The following is an 18637-nucleotide window of genomic DNA, read 5'->3' as shown; positions in this document are numbered from 1 at the left end:
CCCGGAGCGGGCGGCGGCTCAGCGGTCCTGGAGCAGGCCCAGCACGTTGCCGTCGGGATCGGTGATGGTGGCGACGAGCCGCCCGCCGCCGACGTTCTTCGGCTCCTCCCGCACCACGGCGCCCGCCGCGGTCACCTCGGCCAGCTTCGCCTCGATGTCGTCGACGTGCCAGTAGGCCACGGGCGAGGGCGTGGCCTGCGGACCGCCGTTCGGCACGAGCCCGATGTGCTGGCCGGCGGTGTCGAAGCCGACGTAGTACTCGCTGTCGGCCTGCGGCGCGATCCCGAGCAGTGCGGTGTAGACCTCCTTGGCCTTGCTCAGATCGGAGACGGAGTGCAGCACGGTCTTGATGCCCTGAGTGGCGGACATGGTGGCTCCCGGGGTTCGTAGGTTCGAGCGGTTCGAGTGCGTGTCTTCGACGCTAACCGCGGAGCCCGCGTGAGCGCTTCTCGATTCCTGCTCGGTTCAGCCCCGCAACGGTGTGTTCCCGGGTGTGGACGGTGCGTGGGCCGGCCACAGTGGACGCGCGTCAGAGGCCCTTCACGAGCACGTCGTGGGTCGCCTTGAGGTGAGCGGCGAGGCGGTCGGCCGCGAGGTCGGCGTCGCGGGCGAGCACGGCGTCGAGCAGGCCGCGGTGCTCGGCGTCGACGTCGCGTGCGCCGGCCGGCTCCGCGACGGACCAGCGGCGGTAGAGCTCGCCCTTGTCGCGCAGCCGGTAGTCCATCGCGAGGATGCGCTGGTTGCGGCTGCCTTCGAGCAGCGCGGTGTGGAACGCGCCGTGGGCCTTGCCGGCGGCCACGGAGGGCTGCGGGTTGTCCGCGCGCCGGGCGACGAGCAGCAGGTGGTGGGCGCCGACCACGTGCGCCTGCCACGCCGCGTCGCCCCCGCGCACCGAATGTTTCAGCGCGAGCGTCTCGATCTCCAGCCGGGCCTCGGTGAGGTCCCGCAGGTCCGCCTCCGACAGGGCCGCGACGCGCGGAAGCCCTGCATCGGCCGCTCCTGCACCAGGTCGCGCTCGGCGAGGCGCAGCAGGCTCTCGCGCGCGACGCCGACGCTGGACTCGAAGCGTTGACACAGCTGCTGGGCATCCCGCCGCTGAGCCTGCCGACGTTCGACGCGCCGGAGCTCACCCCGCTGCGCAAACCGCAGGCCGACGCGACCGTCGGGCTGCTCGTCACGTACGGCGCCTACTACCCGGACCCGAAGCGGCTGGAGCAGCGCAGCGACCTGTCCTACCGCCTGCTGCCGCGCGAGCGGGACCTGTCGGAGGTGCTGTTCGCGCACATGACGCCGATCCGCGCGTTCGCGCTGGCCGACCCGAACGTCGCGTACCCGCGCGACACGATGCTCGACCTCGAGCGCGCAGGCGTGATCGGCCGCTACGCCGACCACGCCGTGTCCATGGTCGGCTCGATCTCGCAGTACGACGAGCTCGCCACTGGGACCGCGCCGAGGATCGTCGACGAGTTCGCCGCGATGGGGGTGGACCTCGTGCTGGTCGTGCCGTTCTGCCCGCAGTGCCACGTCGCCGGCGGAGTCCTGGCGCACGGATCGAACGTCGTGGCCTGCCGACCACCAGCCTCACCACGCTGCCCCGCGCGGTTTCGGCGGTCAAAGCCCCTCGTGCGACGTTCCTCGACTTCCCGCTCGGCTGCCCGTGCCGCCGGCCCCGCGAGGCCGAGCAGCAACGCGCCATCGTCCGCGCCGCGTTGGAGGCGGGCGCCGCCGTGGACCCGCCCGACGAGTGGTCGCTGCCCCGGCTGCCGTTCTCGTGGGCGCCCGACGGCAGCCGGGACTGGGAAGCGCTGGTGACCGACCTGTACCGCGTCGACAACGAGATCCGGGGGAGCGTGCGGGCGAACCTCAACGCGCACGTCATGACTCTGGAGGGGCAGGAGAAGGAGTTCACGATCCGCTGCCCCTGCTGACGGCTATCCTTTAGGACGGTTCTCAGCGGCCGCTTCGGCCGCGTGCAGGCCGCGCTCGTGAGCCTGGTGCTGCCCGGCAGCTCGGCCGTCGTGCCGGCGTTCGTCCGCGGTCTGCCGCGGCGCGCTTGACCTGGAGCGCGCACCAGCTCCTAGCGTCGGTGCGATGGAGACGAAGGTGCTGGTGACAGGCGCGACCGGCGGCCTCGGACTCGCGATGGCGACCGCGCTCGCCGGGGCCGGGGCGCGCGTCGCGGTGAGCGGACGGTCGGGGCAGCGGGCGCGCGAGGTCGCCGCCGCGCTGCCCGGGGCGTTCGGGGTCGAGCTGGACGTGTGCGACGAGACGTCGGTGGCGCGCGCCGTCGAGGAGACGTGGTCGCGGCTCGGTGGGATCGACCTGCTGGTGAACAACGCCGGGCTCGGCATGCGCACGGTCAACCCGCGGTTCATGACCGAGCCGCGGGGGTTCTGGGAAGTCCCGGTCGAGGGTTTCCGCCAGGTGGTGGAGACGAATTTGACGGGCTACTTCCTCGTGGCGCGCGAGGTGACGCCGCGGATGCTGGCCGCGGGTGGCGGGCGGATCGTGAACATCGCGGTGAACGAGACGACCATGAGCCGGGCCGGGTTCGTGCCCTACGGCCCGTCGCGCGCGGGCAGCGAGTCGCTGTCGCGCGTGATGGCGGCGGACGTGCACGGCACCGGCGTCACGGTGAACCTGCTGCTGCCCGGTGGCGCGACCGTCACGGGGATGCTGCCGGACGCGCCCGCCGGCCACCGCTTCCTGGAGCCGGAGGTGCTGGGGCCGCCCATCGTGTGGCTGGCCTCGGCCGAGGCGGCCGGGGTGCACGACGAGCGCATCGTCGCCGCCGAGTTCGAGCAGTGGCTGAGCGAGCGCGTCAGGCGCGGAACTGCGCCGGAGTGAACGAGAAGACCGCGTACTCCCGGCCCGCGTGGGCGAAGTCGCCGACGTGTTTCATGCCGAGGTGCGTGTGGACGGCCAGCGACTTCTCGTTGGCGCGCTCCACGAACAGCACGCCCGCGGTGTGGTCGGCGAGGTGTTCGGCCACGGCGGCGAGCAGCAGCCGCACCACGCCCTGGCCGCGGTGGGCCGGCGCGACCGTGACGGGGCCGTAGAGGAACACGCCCTCGGTCAGGCCCGCGGTGCGCGCGACCTCGACGGTGCGCCCGGGCGGGCCCTCGCCGGCCGAGTCCGCCGGTGACGTCAGGGCGACGCCGGCCGGTTCGCCGTCGTCCTCGGCGAGGTAGACGCCGGTGGTGGTGTCGAACCCGGAGAGCTTTTCTTCGTCGAAGCTGCCCTGCACGAAGCCCTGCGCGGCGCGTTCCTCAGGGGGCAGGCCGAGTCCGCGGGCGCTGTCGAGCAGCGCGAGGATCGCCGGTCGGTCGGCGGGTCTGGACTTGCGCACCAAGATCGTCACGGCTCCACCCTAACGAGCGTGACCAGAGCCACGCGACAATAGTGGCGCTTGCATTGTTGACAATCCAGGCGACAGGCTCGTACCCTGGGCGCAGCACGAAGGGACGGCCATGAAGAGTGAAGAGGTCGAACTGCACCTGCGGGAGCGGCTGTTGCGCGGGGACTTCACGCCGGGCAGCCGGCTGCCGGAGGTGAAGCTGGCCACCGAACTCGGCACCACCCGCAACGCCGTCCGGTCGGCCCTGCTGGCGCTCGAGTCACGCAAGCTGGTGGAGCGGATCCCCAACGTCGGCACGGTCGTGGCGAAGGTCGACTTCGGCCGCCTGGAGGAGATCTACGACGTCCTCGAGGTACTGGAAGGCCTTGCCGCCCGGCTCGCGGCACAGCAGGCCGAACCGCAGGACTGGAAGGCGTTGCAGGAGCTTTTCGCGCCGAGCCGGCTCGACGACGCTGCCGCCAGTGGTGACCTCGAGACGTTCCTCGCGGCTATCGACTCCTATCGCGACACAGTGATCCGCTTGGCGGAGCAGGATTTCCTCGCCGAGACCCTCGCCGGGATCCAGGACCAGGCGCACCTGCTGCGACGCCGGATCCTCATGACCCCGGGCCGGATGGAGGAGAGCCTCGCCGAGCACCGCGACATCATCGAAGCCCTCGTGCGCGGTGACGCCGACCGGGCCGAAGAGCTCAAGCGCCACAACATGAAAACCGCCCGCAAGCGGTTGCGCCGCTACCGCGATTTCCTCGTCTGACGAGAAGGAAGTTCCATGCCGAACACACCGCACGAGCGCAGGAAGGCGTTCAAAGCCCTCCTCACCGGACCCGGGCCGCTGGTGCTGCCCGGAGCGTACGACGCCTTGAGCGCCCGCCTCGTCGAGAAGGCCGGTTACCCCGCGACCTACCTGGGCAGTTTCGCCGCCGCCGCGTCGGCGTTCGGGCTGCCCGACGTCGGGCTCCTCACCTTGAACGAGATCGCCGAGCAGGCGCGCCGCGTCGTCGACGCCGTCGGAATTCCCGTGCTCGCCGACGCGGAGAACGGTTTCTACGACGCCCCGAACGTCTGGCGCGCCGTGAAGGTCTTCGAGGACGCGGGCGTCGCCGGCGTGCACATCGAGGACAACCTGGGTGGGAAGCACACGTCGATGCCCGCCGGGCTGCTTTCGGTGGAGCAGATGGCGAACAAGGTGCGCGCGGCGGTCGACGCCCGCACCGATCCCGACTTTCTTGTGATCGCCCGCTCCGACGCGGCGTGGGTCGAGCACGACTTCGAAGGCTGCGTGCGCCGGCTCGAGGCCTACGCCGCGGCCGGCGCGGACCTGGTGTTCGCGCCCGCCATCTCGGCGACCGACCTCAAGCGTGTGCGGGACCGGATCCCGGTGCCCGTGATGGTGCCCGGGGATCTGCTCGACGTGCCGGGCTCGGACGAGCCGTCGAGCACGATCGCGCAGTACGGCGAGGCCGGCGCCGACGTGGTTCTGTTGTGGTACACGGTGATCGGGGCCGCGTCGAAGAACGTCACGGCGGTGCTCGGCGCGCTGCGGGAAGGCAACGACGTGGCCGCGGTGAAGCACCTCGTTACCGAGCAGCAAGCGTTCGAAGCCGTCATGGGCTACGACGAGTACGAAAAGCGCAGCGCACGGTACGCGAGTGGGCAGGCGGCGCCGGCGTGAGCGACGAGACCGTCTACACGGGAGCGCGCCTGATCACCGGCCAGCAGGTGCTCGACGACGCGGCGCTGGTCGTGCGCGACGGGGTGATCCGGCAGGTCGGCGCGGCAGCGGACATCGTGGGCGAAGGCACCATGGTGGACGGCACCGTGATTTCCTTGCGCGGCAAGACGGTGATCCCTGCGATTGTGAACCCGCACGGCCACATCGGGTACATGCGCGGCACCACGTCGGACGCGAGCTTCTACTCGCGCGCCAACGTCGTCGACCACCTGCACCGGCTCGCGTACTACGGCATCAGCACGTTCCAGTCGCTCGGCACCGACCGCGACGACACCGAGCTCGCCGTCCGCGACGACCAGCGCGCCGGCGCCCTCGGCGAGCGTGACGTCGCGCAGCTGTTCACCGCGGGCGCCGGAATCGTCGCGCCGACCCCGGGCGACACCAACGGCGGGCCGTTCTTCGCCGCCGACGCCGTGCACGAGGCGACCGGTCCGGACGAGGTGCGCGCGTTCGTGCGCGGCCTGGCCGAGAAGCGGGTCGACGCCGTGAAGTTCTGGCTCGACAGCCGCCACGGCACCAAGGAGAAGCTCGGCCCGGAGATCTACGAGGCCGTGATCGACGAGGCGCACGCCCACGGCATCATCGTCGCCGCGCACATCTACACGCTCGACGAGGCGAAGGCCGTCATCCGCGCGGGAGCCGACATCATCGCGCACCTGCCGCGGACGGGCACCGACGACGAGCTCATCGCGCTGCTCAAGGACAACAACGTCGCGGTGTTCACGTCGATGGCCATCCAGCGCCCGCCGGGTGAGGACTGGCTGGACGAGCCCGCGTTCGCGGACATCCTCCCGCACGACGCGGTCGAGACCTTGCGCGCGACGATCCGCGAGAAGGCACCGGAACCGCTGTTCGACACCGGCGCGGCCTACCGCGGCATGGAGAAAACGCTCGTTGCCCTGGCCGACGCCGGCGTGCGGCTGGTGTTCTCCGCTGACACGGGCCTGCTCGCGCAGATCATCGGCTTCGCCGAGCACCGTGAGCTGGAGGCTCTGGTGGCGGCCGGGTTGTCGCCGCCGGCGGCGCTGCGGCTGGCCACGGAGGTGTCGGCCGAGCTGCTGGGGCTCGCCGACCGCGGTTCGCTCACGGTGGGCAAGCGGGCGGACTTCGTCGTCCTGGACGAGAATCCGCTCTACGACATCACGGCGACCCGCCGCATCGCCGACGTGTACCTCGAAGGCACTCGCGTCGACCGCGAAGGGCTGCGCAAGGGCTGGCAGCAGGGCTGAGCCACACCGCCTGCGGAAGGCCGGTGCCCGAGGGGCACCGGCCTTCCACTGTATCCCTTGTGGACGGTGGAGACTGGCCACGCGTCCACTGTGGTCAGCCGCCGACCTTGCGGGCGCTGTCCGCCCAGTACCGGTCGCGAAGCCGGCGCCGCATGATCTTGCCCGAACCGGTCTTCGGCAGCTCGTCGACGAACTCGACCGAGCGGGGCTTCTTGTAGCCGGCCAGGTGTTGCGCGCACACGGTGATGACGTCGTCCGCCGTCACGGTGAACCCGGGGCGCACTACCACGATCGCCTTCAGTGCCTCGCCCCACGTCTCGTCGGGCACGCCGACCACGGCGACCTCCGAGACTCCCGCGACGGTCGACACCACGTTCTCGATCTCCGTCGGGTAGACGTTGAACCCGCCGGTGACCACCATGTCCTTCTTGCGGTCCACCAGGTACAGGTAACCCTCGTCGTCGAAGCGGCCGAGGTCGCCGGTGCCGGCCCAGCCGTCCGGGCCGAGGGTCGCGGCCGTCGCGTCGGGCAGGTGCCAGTAGCCCATCATCGTCTGGTCGCCGCGCACGGTGATCTCGCCGATCTCGCCGTGGCCGACTTCGGCGCCGGTGTCGTCGACGAGCTTGACCTCCACGAACGGGCTGACCCGGCCCGCAGAGGCCAGCCGCGCCGGGACCGCGCCGGCCGGGTCGTACGCGTGGTCGCGCGCCGAGAGGCACGCGATCGGGATCGGCAGCTCGCTCAGCCCGTAGAACTGCACGAACACGTCACCGAACACCGCGCGGGCGCGGGCGAGCCGGTCCGGCGCGATCGGCGAACCCGCGTACACCACGGTGTGCAGGGAGGAGTAGTCGCCGGGTCGCTGCTCGGCGGCGAGAACGAGCAGGTTCAGCATCGTCGGCACCATCGGGAGCACGGTCACGTGGTGGGATTCGATCAGGTCCAGTACCACCGCGGGGTCGAACTTGGCGCAGGTGAGGTGTGTGGCGCCGCGCACGAAGTACGCCGGCGCCACGTATCCGCTCAAGTGGCTCAGCGGCGCGACGTGCAGTACGAGATCGTCGTCGGCCGCCGGCGGCAGTTCGAGGAGTTCGTTGCGCACCATGGCGGCCCAGGCGGCGTGGCTGAGCGTGGCGCCTTTCGGCAGGCCGGTCGTGCCGCTCGTGTAGAGGATCGCCGCGGGGTCGCCGGCGTCGGGCTTCGCCGGCCGAGCGGGTTCGGCCGCGCGCAGTTCGTCGAGTGTCGTGTCGCCCGGGCCGCCGGCGACCGTGACGACGTACCGGAGGTGGGGGAGTTCTGCGCGGATCCCGGCGAGCTGCTCGGCCCACGCGGCATCGGCGAACACGACGGACGCGGCGCAGTCGTTGAGGATGTGGACGACTTCGCGCGGGTGCAGGCGGGTGCTGAGCGCGGTGCGCACGAGCCCGCCGGCGAACAGCGCGTGTTCGGATTCGAAGAACTCGTGTCCGTTTCCCAGCAGCAGCACACCGCGGTCACCTCGGCGCAGCCCCAGCGCGGCGAGCCCGCCGACGATGCGATGCACCCGGTCGCCGAGCTCGCCGTAGGTGAGCGCGGTGCCGCCGTCCCGCACGGCGACGCGCGAGCCGAACTGGCGGTAGGCCCGTTCGTAGAGCTCCGCGATCGTGACGCGCGCACAGACGGGCCGGTGCACCAGCCCGTCCGCGCCGGGGATTTCCGTGGCTGTTTCGTCGAGCATCGTCGCCCAACCTCCTCTGCCGATCATGTGTTGGACTGATCGGTCTGAATAAGTCTCTGAACACGCAATTATGCTTGTACCGATCGGTATAAACAAGTACTGTCCATTCATGGAAACCGGCGAAGTGCGCGCCCTCGTGGTCACGGAACCCACCGGCCCCAGTGCCCTGCGGCTCGGCACACTGCCCGCGCCTGGAGTCCACGCGGAAGTAGTGGTCGACGTGCGCGCCGCGGGCGTGACGTTTCCCGATCTGCTGCTCACCCACGGGCGCTACCAGGTGCGGCCCGACCCGCCGTTCGCGCCGGGACTCGAGGTCGCCGGGACAGTGCGCCGGGCCGCCGCCGGATCGGGCTTCGCGCCGGGCGACCGGGTGGTCGCCTTCACCGGCCACGGAGGCGGCTACGCGGAGGCGGTCGGCGTCCCGGCCGCGAATGTCGTGCCGCTGCCGGGGAACCTCGATTTCACCGACGGTGTCGGGCTGATGGTCAATTATCAAACCGCGTACTTCGGCCTCGCCGAGCGCGGCCGGCTGGAGCCGGGGGAGACGGTGCTCGTCCACGGTGCGGCGGGCGGCGTCGGCACGGCGGCGGTGCAGGTGGCGCTCGCGCTCGGCGCCCGCGTGCTGGCGGTTGTGAGTGACGACGCCAAGGCCGAGGTCGCCCGCCGCGCCGGCGCCACGGAGGTACTCCGCGCCGATGGGTGGGCCGAGCAGGTCCGAGAGCGCACCGGCGGGGTCGACGTGGTGCTCGACCCCGTCGGCGGCGACCGCTTCGACGAAAGCCTGCGGCTGCTGCGCCCCGGCGGCCGGCTGCTCGTCGTCGGCTTCACCGAGGGGCGGATCCCGCAGGTCGCCGTCAACCGCCTGCTCCTGCGCAACATCTCGGCCGTCGGCGTCGCCTGGGGCCACTACGCGGCCCACGATCCCGGCCTGATCCACCGTGTCGGCGCCGCGCTCGCGGTGCTCACGAGCACCGGCCGCGTCCGCCCGGTGCTCGGCCGCACCTATCCCTTCGCCGACGGCGCCCAGGCCCTGCTGGACCTCGAATCCCGCCGGACGAAGGGGAAAAGCGTCTTGACGTTCTGACGGGCGTGCTCGGCGCCCAGCGAATTTCGCCTTCCCGGCGCCGTTCTCGAGGAAAGACTTCATCCCGGTCGCGCGGTCCTCGGTGGCGAGCGCTGACGGTCGGTTTCGGCACCGTCGCCAGTGCACCGAGCGCCGCGGAAACTCGGCGAGCGCGTCGTACGTCGCACCTGCTTGTATCAATCGGTACAAGCAGGTGCCGGTCTGGCGAGCGGACTTCGGTTGTGTCTTGGCCCATGGCGCCTCGGCCCGGCGTGGACCGGGTGGTACGGGAGCGTCCGGCGGGTACGCTCGTCCCATGAGCGACCCCGATCTGCACTTCTACTTCGACCCCGTCTGCCCCTTCGCCTGGATGACGAGCAAGTGGGTGCGCACCGTCGCGCGGCTGAAGCAGTACGACGTCGAGTGGCGGTTCATCTCGTTGCGCCTGCTGAACTCGCACATCGACTACGCGGCGCACTTCCCACCGGAGTACGAGGAGTCGCACACGTCGGGGCTGAAGCTGCTGCGCGTGGCCGCGCGCATCCGCCGCGACCACGGACCCGAGCCGATCGGCGCGTTCTACGAGAAGCTGGGGCAGGAGACGTTCGAGCAGGACGCCGTGCCCGGTGGCACGGCCGCGGCGGTGCACCGCGGGGTGCGTGACCTCGCGACCACAGCGCTCGACGCCTGCGGGCTTCCGCACGAGTATGCCGACGCGCTCGAAGACGACACCTGGGACGCCGTGATCCAGGCGGAGACCGACGTCGCCCTGACGCTGACGGGCAAGGACGTCGGCACGCCGATCCTGCACTTCGAGCCGCCGCGCGGCACCGCGCTGTTCGGCCCGGTGATCAGCCGGCTGCCCTCTGACGACGAGGCCGTCGAGCTGTGGAACCACGTCGTGGCGTTGTCGCGTTTCCCGGGTTTCGCCGAGCTCAAGCGCAGCCTGCGCGAGCAGCCGCAGCTGCGGGCGTTCGGCGTGAGCGCCGGCGAGGCCGGCAATCAGGAGGACTGGCACGGCGGGAGCCGTCGGCAGAAGAAGTGAGACGCCGGTCGACCTGCCGGGACCTCGCCCTTGCGCTGGGGTGGGGCCGCCGGCGGATATCCTTGGAACGTTCGGTCCACGAGGGGTGAAGGCGGGCGTCGGCGAGATGACGGTGACGGGCTTCGAGGCGAACCGGGCACGGGTGATCGGCATTGCGGCCGAGCTGTTCGCGCGGAACGGTTACCACGGCACCGGGATCGCCGAGCTCGGCACCGCCGCCGGTCTCGGGCGGGGCGCGCTGTACCACTACATCGGCAGCAAAGAGGCCGTGCTCTACTCGATCAGCAAAGAGCAGGTCGACTCCATGAACGCCTACGCCGAGCAGCTGCTCGACGAGGACCTCGCCGCCGAGGAGCTGCTGCGGCGCATGGCCCGCGGGCTGCTGCGCAACATCGCCGAGCACCGCTCGGAGTGGGCCGTGTTCTTCCGCGAGTACACGGCGCTGACCGGCGAGTGGCGCGACCACGTGATCACCGCGCGCGAGCGCTACGAGGGCTACTGGCGCCAGGCGCTGGACAACGGCGTTCGCGCCAAGGTGCTGCGCCAGACCCCGCGGCTGCTCGTGAAGGGCATCCTCGGCATGCTCAACTACACCTACCTCTGGTACGAGCCCGGTGGCGAGCTGACGCCGGACGAGGTCGCCGACATGTTCCTCGACGCCTTGATCGAGGGAATCCGCGCCTGACCCGGGCGCATTCGGCTCGTTTCTTGTTTTCCTGATCGAATTCCCGGTGCGGGCAGCCGTGTGCCTGAATCCTTGTACCGACCGGTCTATACAGGTATCGTCCCCGGTGATTCCAGCGTCGGACTCCGGGAGGACCCATGACTTCACCACGCGACGCGGTCGTCGTCGACGTGCTGCGCACCCCCGTCGGCAAGGGGAAGCGGGGCGGTGCGCTCTCGCACGTCCACCCCGTACACCTGCTGGCCGACGTCCTCGCCGGGCTGGTCGCGCGCAACGACCTCGACCCCGCGCTCGTCGACGACGTGATCGGCGGCTGCGTGACCAAAGCGGGGGAGCAGGCCGTGAACCCGGCCCGCAGTGCCGTGCTGGCCGCCGGGTTCCCGGAGTCGGTGCCCGCGACCACGGTCGACCGGCAGTGCGGCTCGAGCCAGCAGGCGGTGCACTTCGCCGCTCACGCGATCCAGGCCGGCGCGGCCGACGTCGTGATCGCGTGCGGCGTGGAGTCGATGTCGCGCGTGCCGATGCACTCCGACGCCCAGGGCGCCGACCACCTCGGCTCGCGAGTGGTGCAGCGGTTTCCCGGCGGGCTCGTCGGGCAAGGGATCTCCGCCGAACTGATCTGCGCGCGGTGGGGGCTGAGCCGTGACGAGCTGGACGCGTTCTCCGCGGAATCCCACCGTCGTGCCGCTGAATCGCGTTCACTCTTCGCCTCGGACCTGGTCACGGTCGCCGAGGCGCCGAAATTCGCGGCCGACGAGACCGTCCGTCCGTCGACCACGGTGGACGGTCTGGCCGGGCTGCGGCCGTCCTTCGTGGACGAAGCCGCCGCGAGCCGGTTTCCCGAGATCGACTGGAAGATCACGCCGGGCAACTCGTCGCCGCTGTCCGACGGCGCGGCCGGCGTGCTGCTGATGAGCGCGGCCAAGGCCGAGGCGCTGGGGCTCACCCCGCGCGCCCGGATCCACACGACGGCCGTGGTGGGCGACGATCCGATCCTCATGCTCATGGGTGTCGTGCCGGCCACGCGCACCGTGCTCGCGCGGGCCGGGCTGACTGTCGACGACATCGACCTGTTCGAGGTCAACGAGGCGTTCGCGCCGGTACCGCTGGCCTGGCAGCGCGAGACCAAGGTGGAGGCCGAACGCCTCAACGTCCACGGGGGAGCGATCGCGCTCGGCCACCCGCTGGGGGCGAGCGGCGCCCGGATCCTGACCACGCTCGTCGGCGCGCTCGAACACCGCGGCGCCCGCTACGGGCTGCAGACGATGTGCGAGTGGGGCGGCATGGCCAACGCCACGATCGTCGAACGGGTCTGATTTTTGTCACACTTATCCGTCTGGACCGATCGGTACAATCAATTCATGAATGCAGAAGAGGCCAGGGTCGCGCTGATCACCGGTGCTTCACGAGGGATCGGCGAGGGCATCGCGCGGCAGCTGCTCGACCGGGGGCTGCGGGTCGCCGGCACGTATCGCTCCGGCGGGGACCGCGTCGTGAAGCTGGCCGCGGACGCGCCCGGCCGGGTGCTGCCGGTGGCGTTCGACCTCGCCGCGCCCGACACGGCCGAGGCGCTCGTCGACCAGGTCGCCCGGCACTGGGGCCGGCTCGACTCGCTCGTGCTCAACGCCGCGGTGTGGCACGGCGGCAAGCTCGCCCGCGCCGACCCCGGCGACTGGTGGCGCGTGATCGAGGAGAACCTGCGCAGCACGGCCGCGCTGGTGCGCGCCGCGATCCCGTGGCTGGCCGAGGGCGCGAACCCCAGCGTCGTGCTCGTCGGGTCAGCCGTCGGAACGGTCGGCTTCCCCGGTGACACCGCGTACGCGAGCGTGAAGGCCGCGGCGGTGGGCTTCGCCCGGTCGCTGGCGAAAGAGCTTGCGCCCCAAGGGGTGCGCGTGAACGTGCTGGCGCCCGGATTCGTCGAGACCGACATGACCGCCGCGATTCCCGACGGGGCGCGGCAGAAGATCGCCGACGCCACCGTGCTCGGCCGCTTCGGCACTGTCGAGGAGATCGCCCGCGCTGCGGTGTTCCTCGCCGAGGACGCCACCTTCTGCACGGGCGCGGTACTCGCCGCCGACGGCGGCTGGACGCTGTGAATTCCGAGACCGTGAATTCCGAGACCGTGAAACCCGAGACCGTGAAACCCGAGACTGCGAACTCAAGGAGGAACCGATGACCACTGGCCTGCCCGAAGACGACTACCGCAAGCTGCGCGACGCCGTCTTCGCCACGATCTGGGACGAGCTCGACCCGCTGGAACACCAGATCGAGGACACTGAGAAGATCCCCTACGACGTGGTGCTGCCGGCGCTGCGCGCGTGCGGCGCGTTCGGCCTGATCGTGCCGCGCGAGTACGGCGGCTCCGGCCTGTCGATCGCGCAGTACCTGCCGATCCTCGCCGAGTTCGCCAAGATCCAGGGCGGGATCCGGGCGATCGTGCACGTCCACAACTCGTTCGCCCACGCGTTGTCGGAGATCGGGAACGCCGCGCAGAAGAACGAGATCCTGCCGGGTGCGGCGACGGGTGAGAAGTCCCTGGCATTCGCACTCACCGAGCCCGGCAACGGGACGGGCGCCGATCTGTCCACTGTGGCTCGTCGCGAAGGTGACGAGTACGTGCTGAACGGGCGCAAGTGGCTCATCACCAACTCCGACATCGCGTCACACTTCCTGGTGTTCGCGAAGACGTCCGAAGTGGACGTCTCCGCGCTCATCGTGCCCCGGGACGCGCCTGGGTTCACCATCGCGCCGCTGCCGGAGACCATGGGCTGCAAGGGTGCCGAGCACGGCGAGCTGACGTTCACCGACGTGCGGGTGCCCGCGTCTTCGCTGGTCGGGGCCGAGGGTGAGGGCGGTGCGCACCTGGAACGGGCGCTTGAGGTCAGCCGGGTGTTCATCGCGGCGTCTTCGCTCGGTACGGCGACGCGGGCGCTCGAGCTTTCGGTGAAGTACTCGCAGGAGCGGGTGACGTTCGGCAAGCCGATCGCGTCGCGGCAGGCGATCCAGCGCTACCTCGCCGAGATGGCGGCGGACGTGTACGCGCTGCGCGGCATGCTGGCCGACGCCGCGGCCAAGTGGGACGCCGGCAAGCGGATCCCGGCCGAGTCTTCGCTGCTGAAGCAGTTCGGGCTGGAGGCTGTCGGGCGCGTCACCGACCGGGCGCTGCTGGTGCACGGCGGCATCGGCTACACCCGCAAGTACCCGATCGAGCGGTTGTACCGCGACGCGCGCCTCAACTGGCTGGAGGAGGGCACTCCCACGATCCAGTACCTGGTTGCCGCGCGGGAGCTGCTGGAGGGCTACCGGTTCGCCGACGCGTTCGCCGGCTAGCCGTTGGTGTGGTGCTGCTCGCAAACAGGCGCGACCGGCACGTCCCGGAGCTATCTTTGACAGCAATGTCAAACATGACTTTGGAGGTCACCGTGCCGAACTCGGCGGAGCTGGTCGAATCGTTCTGGAACGAGGTCTGGAACGGGCACAACCCGGACGCGGCCGACGATTTCGTGGTCGAGGACTTCGTGATCACCAACGCGGGCGTGCGCATCGAGGGCCGCGAGAACTTCAAGGCCTGGATCGGCGCGTTCCTCGAGCAGGTGCACGACCTGGAGCTGGAGATCGTCGAAACGTTCGAGAACCACGACGGCAGCCGCGTCGCCTCGCGGTGGCACGTGCACGGGCGCAACAACGGCGTGCTCGGGTCCGAACCGGACGGTCGCCCCATCTCCTTCAGCGGCACCGCCGTGTGGGAGATCGAGGACGGCAAGCTGGTTCACAACCACGTCGAGCGGGCTTCGTACGAGCTGCACCAGCGACTGTTCGCGGCCTGACGCGTGCGCTCGGGCCTGCTACTCGCGGCCGCCCTGGCCGGCGCGGTCTCAGGGGTCGCGGCTGTCGCGTTCGGACAGACGGTGGGCGCGCTCCGGTCGCTGGTGGCCGGTGCGCCGCCCGCCGTCGTCGTGCTCGCGCCGGTCGCCGGGGCGCTGCTGTGCGTGGCGGTGGTGCGCTTCGTGCCGGATGCCGGTGGCGGCGGGATTCCCCAGGTGCGCCAGGCGTTCGCGGGCTCACCCCTGCGCGGACGTGTCGCGGGCGCCAAGGCGCTGGCGTCGGGCGTGCTGCTCGGCTTCGGCGGTTCGGGTGGCGCGGAAGGCCCGGTCGTCCACATCTCGGCGGCGCTGGGGTCCGCTTTGGCCGGCGCGGTGCGGCTGCCTCCTGCTTCGGTGCGTCCCGTCGCGGCTGCCGCCGTGGCGGGCGGGGTGGCGGCTTCGTTCGGCGCCCCGCTGGCGGGCGTGGTGCTCGTGGCGGAGGTGCTCGTCGAGGGCCTCGGCGGGGCGGAGCTCGTCGCGGTGGCGATCGGCTCGGCCGCGGGCGCGCTGACGGGCTGGGCACTGCCGGGTGAACCGCTGCGGCTGCCGGATGTCGCGGTGGGCGGGTCTGCGTTCGGTGGTGTGGTGGCGGGGTTGTTCGGTGTGGTGCTGGCGTGGTCGTTGTACGTCGGTGGGGCGTGGTCCGGGTGGGTTCGCGGCGTGGCCGGCTCGCGGCGTTTCGTTGCCGACGAGGACTGGATGGGCGAGGCTGATGGCCCGGGCCGACCTGGGGTTGTCGCCGGTGGCTCTGGCGATGCTCGTGCCGCGGTGGGTGCTGCTCGGCCGGACCGGCCCAGGGCTCTCGTTCGCTGGGCCTGCTCAGGCTGGGTCCGCGCTGTTGTCGGCGGGGTGGCCGTCGGGCTGATCGTGTTCGCGGTGCCCGGTGTCGCCGGCGTCGGCCAGCCGGGGGCCGCGGCGGGCGGGCTGAGTGTGTTGCTGGTGCTGGCGGTGGTGAAGGTCGTGGCGACGGGGGTGACCGTCGGGGCGGGCGGGGTGGTCGGGACGATCGGGCCGGCGTTGTTCGTCGGGGCGACGGTGGGCTCGGCGCTGCCCATCGCGGGCGGCGCGGCGGCGGGGATGGCCGCGTGCCTGGCCGCGGCGTCGAAGGCACCGGCGACGGCCGTCGTGCTCGCGGTCGAGCTCAGCGGGCTCGACCTGCTGCCGCCGATCGTGCTGGCGACGGCGCTGGGCTGGCTGGCCGGGCTGCTCACGAGGCACGGCGTCTTCGATCTTCCGGAGCCGACTAGGCTGGCCGGCGAGTAGGGAAAGGGGTTCCATGGCGGGCGTACGCCAGTTCGACGAGCGCGAGGCCCTCTCGCGCGCCCTCGACGTCTTCACCGACCGCGGCTTTCGCGCCACGTCGATGCTCGACCTGGCCACCGGCACCGGCGTCCAGCGCGGCTCCCTCTACAACGCCTACGGCGGCAAGGAAGAAATCTTCCTGCGCGCCTTCGGCGAATACACAGCCGACTTCCTCGCCGGCGCCTCCGCGGCCCTCGACCGGCCGACGAAACGCGCGGCGCTCCTGTCGTTCTTCGACTACTGCATCGAGACTTTCACCGCCGGCACCCCGCCCCACGGCTGCCTTTCCACCCGCACCGCCATCGAAGCGGCCACGGAGTCGCCCCGCGCGGAGTCCGCCGTGCGGGCCCTGCTGCACGAGCTGGAAACTCTGGTGCACGCCAAGCTGTCCACTCTGGACGACGGCGTCGAGTCCCCCGTGGACCTCCACGGCGCAGCCCGGCTCGTCGTCAGCACCACACGCGGTCTCGCGGTGATGGAACGGGTGCGCTACGAGCCGGACGAGCTGCGGGCGATCGCGGAAACCCTGGTGACGTCACTGTTCGGTGGCTGAGGCCTGTCTCATGGTCTGCCCGTCACGGCGGAGCAGAGGGCCGAGAGTCCCGCGGTTCAACTCGGTGGCCGCCGGCACGGCTGCCTCACCGAAGAAACACAGGCTCTTCTCGTGGTGGTTGCCGACGATGCCGAACGACAGGTCTTTCGACACGAAGATCAGGTAGTCCCCGTTGGGGTAGTGGGTGTACTCCCAGCCGTCGAGATCCGTGATGTCCGTGACGCGGTGCGGCCGGTACTGGGCCGACTCGTGCACGGCCCGAAGCCGAATTCGGTGGCGAACTCGGCCCACAGTTCGCGCTGAAGCTCCCCATCGAGTTCGACCCAAGCGAATTCGGCACGGCCGGGAGCCTACCGGGCATCGCGAGGGGCGTTGCCGTTTCGGCAATGAAGCTTGCCGAGAAGGTCGCCCACTCGGCAGATTGGTGCCCGGCGGACAGACGAAGGCGAGGCGTATGAACACGCAGTCCTGGGACGAGATGTACCGCGGTCGCCCGCAGGTGTTCAGCGGGGAGCCCAACGAGGTGCTCGTGGCGGAGGCCGCGGGGCTGGCGCCGGGGGAGGCGCTGGACGTCGGGTGCGGGGAGGGGGCCGATGCGGTGTGGCTGGCGCGCCGGGGGTGGCGGGTGACGGCGGTGGACGTCGCGGAGACGGCGTTGCGCCGGGGTGCGGCAGCGGGCGCCGACGTGGCCGGGCGGGTGGCGTGGACGCGGGCCGATCTGAGCACCGTCGGGTTGCCGGCCGGGGTGTTCGATCTCGTGTCGGCGCAGTACTTTCCGTTGCCGCACCGGCCGGAGCACGAGGCGCTGCACCGGTTGCTCGCGGCGGTCGCGCCCGGGGGCACGCTGCTCGTCGCCGGACACGATCCCGGCGACGAGGGCGTGGACTACGGCGGCTACTACCGGCCCGACGAGATCGCGCGGCTCCTCGGCGAGGAGTGGACGATCCTGGTCCACGAGTCGCGGCCCCGGAATCGGCCGGGGCCGGAGGGCACTCACCACACCCGCGACGTCGTCCTGCGCGCGGTCAATTCCGGCGGGGGGGGTGTCCCTATGACGCTGCTATGTGGCGTCAAGGGGTCGTAGGTGCGGTGTTGTGGTGTTGTTGGAGAGTGCGGAAGAGTTGGCGGGCGATGATTCGCTTGAGGCAGCGTTTGATCTCTCGGAGGGTCTTGCCTTCGGCCAGTCGGCGGGTGATGTAGTCGCGGGTCGCGGGGTCGATCCGGCTGCGGGTGAGCACGATGGTGTGGAGTGCTCGGTTGAGTTGACGATCGCCGCCTCGGTTGAGGCGATGGCGGTTGGTCAGCCCTGATGAGGCCGGGATCGGTGCGGCGCCGGCGAGGCTGGCGAACGCTGCTTCTGAACGAAGCCTGCCGTGGTGGGACCAGCTGATCAGGATTTGAGCGGCGCTCAGGGCACCGACGCCGGGCAGCTGTGCCAGCTCGGGGTGAACGTCGTCGACCAAACGCGCGATGTCGCGTTCGAGTGCGTTCGCCTCGGCCTTGAGTGCTTGGATGCGGTGGGCGGTGGAGCGCATCGCCCGGATGGTGGTGCGAAGCTCGAGGTCCTGGGCGGGACGGTCACGCAGTTTCGCGCAGTAGCTGATCTGTGCGTCGCTGGTCTGCCCACGTAGTTCCGCGCGTAGGTTCTCGGGAGCGGAAACGATCAGCGCTTTGAGGTGGTTGATGGCGGCGGTGCGGGCGGAGACCGCGCCGGCTCGTGTGCTCACCAGGACGCGCAGGGCTTCTCGCTGTCCGCGGGTGCGCGGCTCGATCAGGCGATCGCTGCTGAGGATTTCCCGGGCGGCTCGAACGGCATCAAGGGCGTCGCTCTTGCGTCCACCGCGCCGCGGTGGACGCTTGGGTCGGCAGACTTCGACGACCCGTTCGCCCTGTTCGCTGAGGAAGGCGGCGAGTCCGGCACCGTAGCTGCTGGTTCCTTCGACGGCCCAGCACCGCTGGCCGGGCACCTGCGCTCGCGCGAAGTCGAGCAGTTGCTGGTAGCCCTCGGCGCTGGCCGGGGCATCGGCATGTCCCAGTGTTGCGCCGACCGCGGTGACCGCGGCCGCGGCGAGAGTGTCGCGGTGGGTGTC

The 18637-nt window shown here is 71.0% G+C and carries 21 protein-coding genes; 15 read left to right on the top strand and 6 right to left on the bottom strand.

Features of this window, described 5'->3' with window-relative positions; all coding sequences use genetic code 11:
- Nucleotides 1–18: 18 nt before the first annotated feature.
- Both AB0M56_RS30995 and AB0M56_RS30990 read right to left on the bottom strand, forming a co-directional pair.
- A complete protein-coding gene (locus tag AB0M56_RS30995) occupies nucleotides 19–369 on the bottom strand; it encodes a VOC family protein (protein WP_364182377.1) in 351 nt (116 codons plus the stop codon).
- A 160-nt stretch (nucleotides 370–529) separates the two neighbouring features.
- On the bottom strand, nucleotides 530–1075 hold the full coding sequence (locus tag AB0M56_RS30990) for an FCD domain-containing protein (protein WP_364182374.1): 546 nt from the start codon (nucleotides 1073–1075) through the stop codon (nucleotides 530–532).
- Here AB0M56_RS30990 and AB0M56_RS30985 point away from each other — a divergent pair.
- Together AB0M56_RS30985 and AB0M56_RS30980 are read left to right on the top strand one after the other, a co-directional pair.
- Nucleotides 1069–1812 (top strand): hypothetical protein, encoded by a 744-nt coding sequence (locus AB0M56_RS30985; protein WP_364182372.1) that lies wholly within the window; start codon nucleotides 1069–1071, stop codon nucleotides 1810–1812. The two genes, AB0M56_RS30990 and AB0M56_RS30985, sit on opposite strands and share 7 nt — an antisense overlap.
- Before the next feature lie 279 nt (nucleotides 1813–2091).
- A complete protein-coding gene (locus tag AB0M56_RS30980; protein ID WP_364182369.1) occupies nucleotides 2092–2847 on the top strand; it encodes an SDR family oxidoreductase in 756 nt (251 codons plus the stop codon).
- Here AB0M56_RS30980 and AB0M56_RS30975 read toward each other — a convergent pair.
- Nucleotides 2822–3361: a GNAT family N-acetyltransferase gene (locus tag AB0M56_RS30975; protein ID WP_364182366.1), complete on the bottom strand. Its 540-nt coding sequence runs from the start codon at nucleotides 3359–3361 to the stop codon at nucleotides 2822–2824. The genes AB0M56_RS30980 and AB0M56_RS30975 overlap by 26 nt on opposite strands.
- A 109-nt stretch (nucleotides 3362–3470) precedes the next feature.
- Between AB0M56_RS30975 and AB0M56_RS30970 the strand changes: the two genes are divergently transcribed.
- The 3 genes from AB0M56_RS30970 to AB0M56_RS30960 are packed head-to-tail and all read left to right on the top strand — an operon-like array spanning nucleotide 3471 to nucleotide 6319.
- Nucleotides 3471–4112: a GntR family transcriptional regulator gene (locus tag AB0M56_RS30970; RefSeq protein ID WP_364182363.1), complete on the top strand. Its 642-nt coding sequence runs from the start codon at nucleotides 3471–3473 to the stop codon at nucleotides 4110–4112.
- A gap of 15 nt (nucleotides 4113–4127) precedes the next feature.
- Nucleotides 4128–5030, top strand: a complete 903-nt coding sequence (locus AB0M56_RS30965; RefSeq protein WP_364182360.1) for an isocitrate lyase/PEP mutase family protein — start codon at nucleotides 4128–4130, stop codon at nucleotides 5028–5030.
- A complete protein-coding gene (locus AB0M56_RS30960; protein WP_364182357.1) occupies nucleotides 5027–6319 on the top strand; it encodes an amidohydrolase family protein in 1293 nt (430 codons plus the stop codon). The genes AB0M56_RS30965 and AB0M56_RS30960 overlap by 4 nt, the downstream gene beginning before the upstream one ends.
- Nucleotides 6320–6413: 94 nt before the next feature.
- Here AB0M56_RS30960 and AB0M56_RS30955 read toward each other — a convergent pair whose 3' ends face one another.
- Nucleotides 6414–8036: an AMP-binding protein gene (locus AB0M56_RS30955; RefSeq protein WP_364182354.1), complete on the bottom strand. Its 1623-nt coding sequence runs from the start codon at nucleotides 8034–8036 to the stop codon at nucleotides 6414–6416.
- 109 nt (nucleotides 8037–8145) lie between these two features.
- On the opposite strand from AB0M56_RS30955, the gene AB0M56_RS30950 reads away from it, so the two are divergent.
- The 9 genes from AB0M56_RS30950 (at nucleotide 8146) to AB0M56_RS30910 (ending at nucleotide 16547) form a co-directional block, all read left to right on the top strand.
- Nucleotides 8146–9120: an NADPH:quinone oxidoreductase family protein gene (locus AB0M56_RS30950; RefSeq protein ID WP_364182351.1), complete on the top strand. Its 975-nt coding sequence runs from the start codon at nucleotides 8146–8148 to the stop codon at nucleotides 9118–9120.
- 295 nt (nucleotides 9121–9415) lie between these two features.
- Nucleotides 9416–10144, top strand: coding sequence for a DsbA family protein (locus tag AB0M56_RS30945; protein WP_364182348.1), 729 nt, complete (start codon nucleotides 9416–9418; stop codon nucleotides 10142–10144).
- A gap of 85 nt (nucleotides 10145–10229) precedes the next feature.
- On the top strand, nucleotides 10230–10829 hold the full coding sequence (locus AB0M56_RS30940; protein WP_364182346.1) for a TetR/AcrR family transcriptional regulator: 600 nt from the start codon (nucleotides 10230–10232) through the stop codon (nucleotides 10827–10829).
- Between the two features lie 137 nt (nucleotides 10830–10966).
- Nucleotides 10967–12145 (top strand): thiolase family protein, encoded by a 1179-nt coding sequence (locus AB0M56_RS30935; protein WP_364182343.1) that lies wholly within the window; start codon nucleotides 10967–10969, stop codon nucleotides 12143–12145.
- A gap of 45 nt (nucleotides 12146–12190) precedes the next feature.
- Nucleotides 12191–12925, top strand: coding sequence for an SDR family oxidoreductase (locus AB0M56_RS30930; RefSeq protein ID WP_364182340.1), 735 nt, complete (start codon nucleotides 12191–12193; stop codon nucleotides 12923–12925).
- 76 nt (nucleotides 12926–13001) lie between these two features.
- Nucleotides 13002–14159 carry an acyl-CoA dehydrogenase family protein gene (locus tag AB0M56_RS30925; RefSeq protein WP_364182337.1) on the top strand — a complete coding sequence of 386 codons (1158 nt, stop codon included), beginning with the start codon at nucleotides 13002–13004 and terminating at the stop codon, nucleotides 14157–14159.
- A 74-nt stretch (nucleotides 14160–14233) separates the two neighbouring features.
- Nucleotides 14234–14656 carry a nuclear transport factor 2 family protein gene (locus AB0M56_RS30920; RefSeq protein ID WP_364182334.1) on the top strand — a complete coding sequence of 141 codons (423 nt, stop codon included), beginning with the start codon at nucleotides 14234–14236 and terminating at the stop codon, nucleotides 14654–14656.
- 81 nt (nucleotides 14657–14737) lie between these two features.
- Complete coding sequence (locus AB0M56_RS30915; protein WP_364182331.1) at nucleotides 14738–15955, top strand: chloride channel protein; 1218 nt, start codon at nucleotides 14738–14740, stop codon at nucleotides 15953–15955.
- Nucleotides 15956–15968: 13 nt separating this feature from the next.
- Complete coding sequence (locus AB0M56_RS30910) at nucleotides 15969–16547, top strand: TetR/AcrR family transcriptional regulator (protein WP_364182328.1); 579 nt, start codon at nucleotides 15969–15971, stop codon at nucleotides 16545–16547.
- Here the strand turns inward: AB0M56_RS30910 and AB0M56_RS30905 are convergent.
- A complete protein-coding gene (locus AB0M56_RS30905; protein WP_364182325.1) occupies nucleotides 16530–16802 on the bottom strand; it encodes a DUF2716 domain-containing protein in 273 nt (90 codons plus the stop codon). The genes AB0M56_RS30910 and AB0M56_RS30905 overlap by 18 nt on opposite strands.
- A 199-nt stretch (nucleotides 16803–17001) precedes the next feature.
- Here AB0M56_RS30905 and AB0M56_RS30900 point away from each other — a divergent pair, with 199 nt between their 5' ends.
- A complete protein-coding gene (locus AB0M56_RS30900) occupies nucleotides 17002–17631 on the top strand; it encodes a class I SAM-dependent methyltransferase (protein ID WP_364182322.1) in 630 nt (209 codons plus the stop codon).
- On the opposite strand, the gene AB0M56_RS30895 is transcribed toward AB0M56_RS30900, so the two are convergent.
- Nucleotides 17618–18637 (bottom strand): IS110 family transposase (locus tag AB0M56_RS30895; RefSeq protein WP_364182319.1); only part of this gene is annotated, 1020 nt, incomplete at its 5' end. The genes AB0M56_RS30900 and AB0M56_RS30895 overlap by 14 nt on opposite strands.

The organism is Amycolatopsis sp. NPDC051372, assembly GCF_040682095.1.
In the GTDB taxonomy this organism is placed as follows: Bacteria; Actinomycetota; Actinomycetes; order Mycobacteriales; family Pseudonocardiaceae; genus Amycolatopsis.
Note: the sequence above shows the minus strand (reverse complement) of the source record. Positions and strands in the feature narration are given on the sequence as shown.

Coding starts and splice junctions, on each gene's coding strand:
- AB0M56_RS30995 (WP_364182377.1), bottom strand. CDS start 369: ATGTCCGCCACTCAGGGCATCAAGACCGTGCTGCACTCCGTCTCCGAT.
- AB0M56_RS30980 (WP_364182369.1), top strand. CDS start 2,092: ATGGAGACGAAGGTGCTGGTGACAGGCGCGACCGGCGGCCTCGGACTC.
- AB0M56_RS30970 (WP_364182363.1), top strand. CDS start 3,471: ATGAAGAGTGAAGAGGTCGAACTGCACCTGCGGGAGCGGCTGTTGCGC.
- AB0M56_RS30965 (WP_364182360.1), top strand. CDS start 4,128: ATGCCGAACACACCGCACGAGCGCAGGAAGGCGTTCAAAGCCCTCCTC.
- AB0M56_RS30955 (WP_364182354.1), bottom strand. CDS start 8,036: ATGCTCGACGAAACAGCCACGGAAATCCCCGGCGCGGACGGGCTGGTG.
- AB0M56_RS30950 (WP_364182351.1), top strand. CDS start 8,146: ATGGAAACCGGCGAAGTGCGCGCCCTCGTGGTCACGGAACCCACCGGC.
- AB0M56_RS30945 (WP_364182348.1), top strand. CDS start 9,416: ATGAGCGACCCCGATCTGCACTTCTACTTCGACCCCGTCTGCCCCTTC.
- AB0M56_RS30935 (WP_364182343.1), top strand. CDS start 10,967: ATGACTTCACCACGCGACGCGGTCGTCGTCGACGTGCTGCGCACCCCC.
- AB0M56_RS30930 (WP_364182340.1), top strand. CDS start 12,191: ATGAATGCAGAAGAGGCCAGGGTCGCGCTGATCACCGGTGCTTCACGA.
- AB0M56_RS30925 (WP_364182337.1), top strand. CDS start 13,002: ATGACCACTGGCCTGCCCGAAGACGACTACCGCAAGCTGCGCGACGCC.
- AB0M56_RS30920 (WP_364182334.1), top strand. CDS start 14,234: ATGACTTTGGAGGTCACCGTGCCGAACTCGGCGGAGCTGGTCGAATCG.
- AB0M56_RS30910 (WP_364182328.1), top strand. CDS start 15,969: ATGGCGGGCGTACGCCAGTTCGACGAGCGCGAGGCCCTCTCGCGCGCC.
- AB0M56_RS30900 (WP_364182322.1), top strand. CDS start 17,002: ATGAACACGCAGTCCTGGGACGAGATGTACCGCGGTCGCCCGCAGGTG.